Origin of the sequence: Demequina sp. (assembly GCF_016278775.1) — a bacterium.
In the GTDB taxonomy this organism is placed as follows: domain Bacteria; phylum Actinomycetota; class Actinomycetes; order Actinomycetales; family Demequinaceae; genus Demequina.
Genome location: NZ_JADQBF010000103.1, coordinates 1 through 7,052 on the forward strand (window position 1 = coordinate 1; position 7,052 = coordinate 7,052).

The window sequence follows — 7,052 nt, forward strand, 5'->3', positions numbered from 1 at the left end:
GCTCGAACAGGTGAGGGAGGTGTTCCGGTGCGATCCCTTCACCCGCGTCGGCGACCGTGATCGCCACCGCACGGCCCTGGTCACGAGACTCCGCGGCCACTGTCACCAGCCCGCCCTCCGCGCTGTGACGGACGGCGTTATCGATCAGGTTGCCCAGCACCTGCGCGAGTCGTTCGGCGTCACCGACAACGGCGAGAGGTGCTTCGGGCGCAGCACTCTGGACCTCCACACCGGCGACTCGCGCGCGGTCCGCCGCAGCCAGCACAGCCGCGTTGACGAGCGCCGCCGCGTCGACCCGCTCGAACCGCAGGCTCGCCTCCCCGCTCTCGGCACGAGTCACTGCTGCCAGGTCCTCTGACAGTCGCACCAACCGCCCACCCTGCGCGCGCAGCACCGCCACCATCGCCGGGCTCAACTCGGCCACGCCGTCTTCGATCGCCTCAAGGGAGGCGTCGATCGTCGCCACGGGCGTTCGCAACTCGTGCGCCACATCGGAGAGGAGCCGCCCGCGCAGACGCTCCGACTCTTCCAGCCGGTCCGCCATCCGATTGAAGGCGACGGCTAGCGCATCGAACTCTCGGCCGATACCGGGCCGCGCGACCCGCACACCGCTTGCGCCCTGCGCGATGCCCTGTGCTGCGGTCGCAAGGGAGTCCAGCGAGCGACCAATGCGCCGACTCAACAGCACACTCACGGCGAAGGCGGCAAGGACGCCGAGTGCGAGGGCCAGTGCCAGGGCCACTGCGCTTGCCGTGCGAAACGCGATCACCGAGTGGTCGATCGCCGAGCCAGAGTCGACCACCTTCGCCGAGTCCAGATGACTGCGAAAGACCGACGGACCAATCGCCCCTGCCACCAGCCAGGCCGTCACCGCCGCCGTGCCCAGCACCAGCGCTATCGCGAAGAGCAAGCGAGGTGCGAGACCACCACGCGTGCCACCGGCCGTCGTCATTCTCCCGTGCCGATCCGGTAGCCGATGCCGCGAACGGTCCGCACGTACTTCTGTCGCTCTGCGCTGTCGCTCAGCTTCTGGCGCACGTGGAGGATATGTACGTCCACCAGGTGCTCATCGCCTACCCAGCCGCCTCCCCACACGTCCTCGAGCAGTGCGGAGCGAGTCATGACGCGTGTGGGTCGCACGGCAAGCGCGGCGAGCAGATCGAACTCGGTGCGAGTGAGATGTACCGGCTCACCCGCGATGCTCACCTCGCGCGCCTCAAGATTGATCGCGAGATCGCCGATGCGCAAGACCTCCGTCTCAGCGGCGGTCGACGCCGGGGCCGCCATGCGCGGGCGCCGCAGCATGACGCGCACCCGTGCGACCAGCTCGCGAGGGCTGAACGGCTTCGTGACGTAGTCATCGGCGCCCACCGATAGTCCCACCAGGGTGTCGACCTCATCGGCTCGTGCGGTCAGCATCACCACGTAGCAGTCGGAGAAGGTTCGCAGTTGCCTGCACACCTCGAGGCCGTCGATACCCGGGAGCCCCAAGTCCAGGACCACGACGTCGGGGTCAAGCGTGCGGGCACGCCGCAGAGCCTCCTCCCCGTCCCGCGCACGCTCCACCTCGAACCCGTCGCGGGAGAGGTAGTCGGCAACCAGCTCTGCGAGCGCCGGCTCATCATCCACGACGAGTGCGCGCAGGGGCGGTGGTGGGGACGCAGTCATGCACCCCATTGTCACGGACCCGTCGCCATCCGCGCACTCTGCGCCATCGCGGGCGCGTCAACCTTCATCGAACGTTGACCGAATGCCCAGGTCCGGGTCAATGCGGCATCCCGAGGATGTGTGCAAACGAAAGGAAACCCCATGCAACCCGTGCTCTTCTCGTTCCTGGGTATCGACGTCCAGACCTATGGCGTCAGCAAGGCGGCCGCCGCCGTGGTCGCCGCAGTGCTGCTCGGGAGGGCGTTTCGCCGTCACGGCTTGGAAAAGGACGACGCGCACACTCTGGTGTTGTGGGCGACCGTCTGGGGTTTTGTGGGGGCCAAGATCTATTACCTCCTTGAGAATGCACCCACTCTCACGGCACACGACTTCGGTGGAATGGGCTTCACCTGGTACGGGGGTCTCCTGGGCGGGATCGCGTCGGCCGCCGTGGTGATGAGGCGGCGGCATCTCCCCGTAGTGACTGTCGCCGACGCCGCCATGGTTCCGCTCAGCGTCGCGTATGCGGTGGGCCGCGTCGGCTGTTGGCTTTCTGGGGACGGCACCTATGGCAAGCCGACGTCGCTGCCTTGGGGCATGCCGGTGACGCACGGCGTCGTCCCCACCGACGTCGCGGTGCATCCCACCGCCCTCTACGAGGCCATCGGGGCGCTACTCATCGCCGCCCTGCTCTGGGCATGGGGCAGGCGGCTCCCCCCCCCGCCGCTCACCGTGGTCGCTGGGTACTTGGTGTTGAGCGGCATTGCGCGATTCGGAGTCGAGTTCCTGCGCATCAACGAACCAGTGCTGTGGGGATTGACCCAGCCGCAAATGTGGTCGATCGCCAGCGTCGTCGTCGGGCTCGCACTGGCAATGCGCGCGAGGCGCCGGGCCCGAAAGTCTTCATCGAAATTTGATGCAACACCAGTCGAGTCTGCAGGGACCGCCGATCACACTGGTCGCGTCCAGACACCTTAAGGAGACCGCCGTGCCCACCCTTGAGCCTCGCCGCACCGCGGTGACCTTGGTTCACAGCCCCGCCTGCCACTTCTGTGACGACGCTTCCGCGGCGCTCGCCGAAATCGCGGCGACTCATCCCATCGACGTCACCACAGTCGCCTTGGAGTCTGACGAAGGTGCAGCCTTGGTCGCGAAGCACCGCCCCGCCATGAACCCACTTGTGCTGGTAGAAGGCGAATTCTTCAGTTCCGGTCGGCTGCCACGCAAGAAGCTGCTACGACTTCTCGGTCGCCGAGCAGAAGCCGCCGCCGAGTCGGTTACGGCAAGGGTGCGCTGACATGGGTTCCGAACTCCTCGCCACAGGCAGCATCCTTGCCGCGTTCTTCGCGGGTGGGGTCGCGCTCTTTGCCCCGTGCTGCATCGTCTTCTTGGCTCCCAGCTACCTCGCGGGAGCGGTCAAGAACCGTCGCCGCCGCCTCATCCCACTGACGCTCATCTTCTCGGCCGGTCTCGCCGTGGTGCTCGTGCCCATCACCTTGGGAGTGAGTCTGCTCGCGGGTGCCATCGCCAAGTATCACGAACCGTTGTATTGGGCGGGCGGCCTGCTCATGATCGCGTTGGCTGCCTTGGCTCTGTCGGGGCGCATGTGGTCGTTGCCCTCGTTCATGCGAGCGCCTGACACCAGTCGAGGGGACAGCGCGAGCTTCTTCTCGCTCGGCGTCTTCTCCGGCATCGCATCGAGTTGCTGCGCGCCGGTTCTCGCGGGCGTCATGACCCTGTCCGTACTCTCCGGCTCGGCAGCAGGCGGCCTCGTGTTGGGCCTCGCCTATGTCTTCGGAATGGTCTTCCCACTCTTCGTCATGGCGCTGGTGTGGGACAGGGCACGCCTTGGCGACAAGAAGTTCCTGCGCGCCAAGCCCGTTCGCGTGACGGTGAGCGGACGAACGCTCACCACCAACACGGTGAACATCGCGGTGGCCGTCGCGTTCGTGATCATGGGCGCCTTCATCATCGCGCTCGCCGGATCCACCAACATGACCGGAGGCACGGCGGCTCAGGACTGGTTCTCGACCACCCTCACCCGGGCATTTGCTCAGGTCCAGGACGTGCTCAGCCCTGTCCCCGAACCCATCCAGGGTCTTGCGCTCGTCGCCATTGCGGGCGTCTTCGTGTGGGGAACGCTCACCGACCGCCGGATGCCATGGCGTCGCGGTAAGGCCACGCCAACCGCATCGTCCACGGAACCGCACTGCCACGAAGCCCCCGCGTCGGCGTCGTCCGTCGCCGAGAAGGAGTAACTCATGCCCTCAGGATCCGCTACCCGCCTCAATAAGCGCGAGCAACTGCTTGCGGAGGCCCGTGCTGCCCAGCGTCATCAGGAGCGGCGCCGCACCCTCATCACGCGCGTCTCCTGGCTGGTGGGCCTGCTCATAGTCGGCACGCTTGTCATGGTCGGCTTGCTCTCGGCCCGCCCGGAGACCGGGGTGGTGCAGGAGATCGCCACACCGTTCACCCTGCCGCTCAGCGAAGGGGGCGAGGTGTCCCTGGCCGACTTCGCCGGCAGCCCCGTCATCCTCTACTTCAATGAGGGAGCCGGTTGCGACTCGTGCCTGATGCAGATGGCGGAAATTGAGAAGAACCCCGGTTTCGCCGAGGCCGGCATCGCGGTACTCCCCATCGTCATGAACAGCGCCGAGCACATCAATGCCGAACGCGAGCGCCTCCATGTGCAAGCCCCGTTCGCCCTTGACGACGGAAAGGTCTCCAGCGCCTACGGCACTCTCGGCAACGGCATGCACGAGGGCCTGCCTGGCCACGGATTCGTGCTCATCGACGCCGACGGGGTGCAGCGCTGGTATGGGAACTATCCGTCGATGTGGCTCGATCCAGAGGAGCTCCTCGAGATCGTGACCGCTGAGTTGGCGTGAGTGCGACAGGCGTCTCGCTGAACGCCACCACCTCGCCCGTCACGACACGACACACGCCACCTCGCTCGCGGCGGGCGAGTGCCATGCGTGCTGCGTGGACTGCTCTGACGGGTGCCGCCGGATTCATCGTCGGCCTGGTCCCCCACGTGCTGCACCACGTCGCCCCCGTCCTGGGTACCGCCCTTGTGGCTGGCGCCGGTGGAACCGTCCTGTTCGGCGCGGTGGGACTCGCGGCAACGGTCCCCATGCTCGTCCGGCTTCGTCGGCGCTTCAGGTCGTGGTGGGCGCCGGCAATCGCGCTCACAGCCTTCGCGGGAGCTTTCCTCTTCTCGACTTTCGTGCTCGGGCCGAGCATCGGTGGTACCGCGGACACTCCTACACCGTCCACCGCGCCGGTCGACTCAGTCGACCACGAGGCGCATCACTAGTACCGAGCCCTGCATACGGTCACGGGCCCGTGTCCTACGTCGCCTCGACCACGCCCATCATGCCCAGGTCTTCGTGATCGAGGATGTGGCAGTGATAGACCGTACGTCCAGAGTGGCGGTCGAACGCGATCCTTACAGTCACCTCTTCGCCCGCGGGCACGTCCACCACATCGCGGACATCCACCGGGTTCTCGTGGGTACTCATCACCTGCATGGGCCAGGTGTGCAGGTGGAAGGGGTGGGCCATGGGTGACGTGTTGCGCAGCGTCCACTCCTCGACGGTCCCCAGCTCGACCCGGTGATCGGTGCGCTCACCGTCGAAGGTGCGCCCGTCAATGAGGAAGCGCATGCCTGCGCCACCCATGCCCATCGCGAGTGTGAGAGTGCGTGCACCATCAACGCTCGAGTCACGCAGATCGCGGGGTGACGACGATGCGGCCGACGACCCGGGAGAAGGGGCGAGCCCGGCGGTCTCGCCGGGTGCGAGCGTGAGCAGGGTGGCATCGGCCGGACCGGCGCCACTCCCCATCATCATGCCCATGTTCCCGATGTCGTAGGCACGAGCCACCAGGTCTGTTGCGGTCTCCGTGACGGGGGCGTCGAGGTCCACCCGACCGCCGGGCGGCACCAGCACCCGCTTGCGCGCGAGCGGCGGGGTGAACACACCCGAGTCGAAGCCCCGCACCGTCATCTCACGGTCCCCGAGATCGAGATCGAGGTAGCGGGACACGCACGCGTTGATGATCAGCAGCCGCTCGGAACTCCCCGCTGCGGCCGTGAGAAGGGGAGCCACGTTTCCGTTGACCAGCACGGTTTCGCCTATGCGGCCCTGCATGCGGTCCATGGGCGACACGTCGGAGACTTGTCCTCGCGACAGCGTGGTGTCCGAGACGACCACCACCCGGGGTGCCTGTTCGGACCAGTCTTCGCTGTCCACCACGATCGCCCCATACAGTCCACCGAATACCTGGTCGGCGACGAGGCCATGGCGGTGGGGGTGGTACCAGAAGACGCCAGGCGGGTGATCGTCGGGAAGCTCAATGTCGTAGTCGAAGGCCTCACCCGGGCCGACGCTGAGAAAGGGGTTGTCGCCGGCACCGTCGGGGGAGACCAGCAGGCCGTGGGTGTGAAGGTTGGTGGGCTTGTCCAGGTCGTTGACCAGGCGCACCCTCATCCGGTCGCCGGGGCGCAGATGGAGAGTGGGTCCTGGCACTGAGCCGTTGTAGGCAAGCATCCGTGCCGTGGTGCCCGCGATGGTCACCTCCGTGAGGGCCGCGCGCAACTCGAGCTCCAACAAGCCGTCGCGCGACTCGATCACGGAAGGCTCCGTCCATGCGGCGCCCGGCGCTGGGTCACGGCGCTCCCCGCCGAAGGGGGGCCACCCCTGCGCGTGCAATCCGATGGCCCCAAGCGCGACGGATCCAGCTCCCGCCGCGCCTAGCGCGAGAACCGCACGTCTCGAGAGGGGCTCCGTCACCGAGCCTCGAGGTTCTTCACGCGCTCGGTGAACTCCTCCGTGTCGATCTCGCCGCGCGCGTAGCGCTCCTCAAGGATCGCCCTGGCGGACGACGCAGTTGCTGGGGGCGGCGTCTTGCCACCATCGCGCGACTGCGAGGCGAGCCGCACCACCGCAAAGACCAATACTCCGATCCCGACGAGGATCAGGAGCCACAGCACCCACATCACACCGAAGCCTGCTCCACCCATCATGCCGTCATATCCGTGTCCCCACATGCTCGATCTCCTCTCGTTGAGCCACCGCAGTGGCTGTCCCTCTGCTTCCATGATCGTCCACTGACGTGAAGCGCATACCCTCGGGAGTATGAAGATCGCGTGAAGACGGCCCCACTAGAGCGGGTGCAGGAGGCGATGCACGAACTGTCTGGTGCGTTCCTCTCGCGGCGCGCGTAGCACTTGCGCTGGCGCCCCGTGCTCGAGCACCCGGCCTTGGTCCACGAAGGCGACCTGCTGTGCCACCTCGCGCGCAAACTGCAGTTCGTGAGTGACAACCACCATGGTCCAACCCTCGGCGGCGAGGTCGCGCATGAGGGTGAGGACGTCGCCCACGAGCTCGGGGTCCAACGCGGAG

At 66.9% G+C, this 7,052-nt stretch carries 9 protein-coding genes and 1 pseudogene; 5 read left to right on the top strand and 5 right to left on the bottom strand.

What is annotated here, in order from left to right; all coding sequences use genetic code 11:
- On the bottom strand, window positions 1-952 hold a 952-nt coding region (locus QZZ33_RS11425; RefSeq protein ID WP_291380144.1), incomplete at its 3' end, for an ATP-binding protein.
- Window positions 949-1,668 carry a response regulator transcription factor gene (locus tag QZZ33_RS11430; RefSeq protein ID WP_291380145.1) on the bottom strand — a complete coding sequence of 240 codons (720 nt, stop codon included), beginning with the start codon at window positions 1,666-1,668 and terminating at the stop codon, window positions 949-951. The genes QZZ33_RS11430 and QZZ33_RS11425, both read right to left, overlap by 4 nt.
- A gap of 141 nt (window positions 1,669-1,809) precedes the next feature.
- Between QZZ33_RS11430 and QZZ33_RS11435 the strand changes: the two genes are divergently transcribed.
- The 5 genes from QZZ33_RS11435 (at window position 1,810) to QZZ33_RS11455 (ending at window position 4,963) form a co-directional block, all read left to right on the top strand.
- A complete protein-coding gene (locus tag QZZ33_RS11435) occupies window positions 1,810-2,625 on the top strand; it encodes a prolipoprotein diacylglyceryl transferase family protein (RefSeq protein WP_291380146.1) in 816 nt (271 codons plus the stop codon).
- Window positions 2,626-2,635: 10 nt separating this feature from the next.
- Window positions 2,636-2,944, top strand: a complete 309-nt coding sequence (locus QZZ33_RS11440) for a glutaredoxin family protein (RefSeq protein WP_291380147.1) — start codon at window positions 2,636-2,638, stop codon at window positions 2,942-2,944.
- A 1-nt stretch (window position 2,945) separates the two neighbouring features.
- On the top strand, window positions 2,946-3,905 hold the full coding sequence (locus QZZ33_RS11445) for a cytochrome c biogenesis CcdA family protein (protein WP_291380148.1): 960 nt from the start codon (window positions 2,946-2,948) through the stop codon (window positions 3,903-3,905).
- 3 nt (window positions 3,906-3,908) lie between these two features.
- Window positions 3,909-4,535 (top strand): redoxin domain-containing protein, encoded by a 627-nt coding sequence (locus QZZ33_RS11450; protein WP_291380149.1) that lies wholly within the window; start codon window positions 3,909-3,911, stop codon window positions 4,533-4,535.
- An 83-nt stretch (window positions 4,536-4,618) separates the two neighbouring features.
- The gene (locus tag QZZ33_RS11455) at window positions 4,619-4,963 is read left to right on the top strand and encodes a hypothetical protein (RefSeq protein WP_291380150.1); all 345 of its coding nucleotides are present in this window, start codon (window positions 4,619-4,621) and stop codon (window positions 4,961-4,963) included.
- Between the two features lie 34 nt (window positions 4,964-4,997).
- Here QZZ33_RS11455 and QZZ33_RS11460 read toward each other — a convergent pair whose 3' ends face one another.
- The 3 genes and pseudogenes from QZZ33_RS11460 to glnQ form a co-directional block, all read right to left on the bottom strand.
- Complete coding sequence (locus QZZ33_RS11460) at window positions 4,998-6,281, bottom strand: multicopper oxidase family protein (RefSeq protein WP_291380151.1); 1,284 nt, start codon at window positions 6,279-6,281, stop codon at window positions 4,998-5,000.
- 155 nt (window positions 6,282-6,436) lie between these two features.
- Complete coding sequence (locus QZZ33_RS11465; protein ID WP_291380152.1) at window positions 6,437-6,697, bottom strand: SHOCT domain-containing protein; 261 nt, start codon at window positions 6,695-6,697, stop codon at window positions 6,437-6,439.
- Window positions 6,698-6,811: 114 nt separating this feature from the next.
- Window positions 6,812-7,052: pseudogene (gene glnQ / locus QZZ33_RS11470) on the bottom strand (glutamine ABC transporter ATP-binding protein GlnQ); the annotation flags it as partial.

Bases quoted from the DNA above. Each gene is read 5' to 3' on its own strand.
- QZZ33_RS11430 (WP_291380145.1), bottom strand. From the start codon at position 1,668: ATGACTGCGTCCCCACCACCGCCCCTGCGCGCACTCGTCGTGGATGAT.
- QZZ33_RS11435 (WP_291380146.1), top strand. From the start codon at position 1,810: ATGCAACCCGTGCTCTTCTCGTTCCTGGGTATCGACGTCCAGACCTAT.
- QZZ33_RS11445 (WP_291380148.1), top strand. From the start codon at position 2,946: ATGGGTTCCGAACTCCTCGCCACAGGCAGCATCCTTGCCGCGTTCTTC.
- QZZ33_RS11450 (WP_291380149.1), top strand. From the start codon at position 3,909: ATGCCCTCAGGATCCGCTACCCGCCTCAATAAGCGCGAGCAACTGCTT.
- QZZ33_RS11455 (WP_291380150.1), top strand. From the start codon at position 4,619: ATGCGTGCTGCGTGGACTGCTCTGACGGGTGCCGCCGGATTCATCGTC.
- QZZ33_RS11465 (WP_291380152.1), bottom strand. From the start codon at position 6,697: ATGTGGGGACACGGATATGACGGCATGATGGGTGGAGCAGGCTTCGGT.